Consider the following 1,120-nt stretch of genomic DNA (forward strand, 5'->3'; position numbering starts at 1 on the left):
GACGAATTTACAATTGAAGTGCAACGAGTAAGAAGAAAATAAAAAAGAACTCATAGCCTGAGTCCTGTAAAATGAAGTCACCACAACAATCATCTAAAGGAGATCCTAGGCTATGAATCCGTACAACCATCTTACCTTAAAAGACCGAGAATGCATACTGTTGGGCATCACTTTAAACGATACCTATCAAGTTATTGCGGAGAAAATTGGGTGTTCTAAAACCACCGTATCGCGCGAAATCAAGCGCAATGGTGGTCGTAAGGTATACTCGGCCGTCAAAGCCCAAGAGAACTATCAGGGACGGCGGCTAAAAAGCCGCCGTCCTAAGCTTCTAACTGATTTGAAGTTACGGGATTTTGTCCTTCACTGTATTGTTAAACGTCAGTGGTCCCCGGAACAAATTTCCGGTCGTTTAGTCCACGAAAACAGTGAATGGCATGTCAGTTATAACACCATTTATCGTGGGATTGAACGCGATAATTTAGGCATCAAATGTAAGAATCACGGGGCTCGTGGCTTTGCCCGTAAGCTCCGTCACCGTGGTAAAACCCGAAAGGTCAAGGGAACCATTAAGGAACGTCGAGGACGATTTAACGACGTCCCTTCCGTTCATGAACGACCTGTTTCATGTGAGAATCGAAGCCGGTTTGGTCATTGGGAAGGTGATACCGTTCGCGGTAAAACCGGGCGTTCGGCCCTGGTAACCTTGGTGGACCGCAAATCTCGGTATTTATTATCCCAGCGGGTTCCCAAAGTAAACGCGAAGAACGTCACACAAGCGATGATTGACCTCTTGCATACTGTGACGCCCAAACAAGTTCGGACGCTTACGCCGGATCGTGGAACTGAATTCGCAGGATACCGCGAAGTTAGTCAAGAGCTAAGTATCCCAGTCTATTTCCCAGATCCTCATGCGCCTCAGCAGCGGGGAACCAATGAGAATACCAACGGACTTATCCGTGAGTATTTCCCCAAAGGAACCGACCTAGACCAACTGACTGACCAAGATATCGACAAGTTTGTCAGGGATTTAAATCACCGACCACGTAAGGTCTTAGGCTGGAAGAGTCCATTTGAAGTTTTCTTCGGGACAAAGTTGCGCTTGATTTGACAATTCGTC

The 1,120-nt window shown here is 46.6% G+C and carries 1 protein-coding gene; it reads left to right on the top strand.

Annotated features, from left to right (window positions below; translation table 11 throughout):
* Positions 1-112: 112 nt before the first annotated feature.
* Positions 113-1,111 carry an IS30 family transposase gene (locus tag FD33_RS00360; protein ID WP_056955655.1) on the top strand — a complete coding sequence of 333 codons (999 nt, stop codon included), beginning with the start codon at positions 113-115 and terminating at the stop codon, positions 1,109-1,111.
* Positions 1,112-1,120: the final 9 nt, after the last annotated feature.

Origin of the sequence: Companilactobacillus paralimentarius DSM 13238 = JCM 10415, from assembly GCF_001434985.1 — a bacterium.
Lineage (GTDB): Bacteria > Bacillota > Bacilli > Lactobacillales > Lactobacillaceae > Companilactobacillus > Companilactobacillus paralimentarius.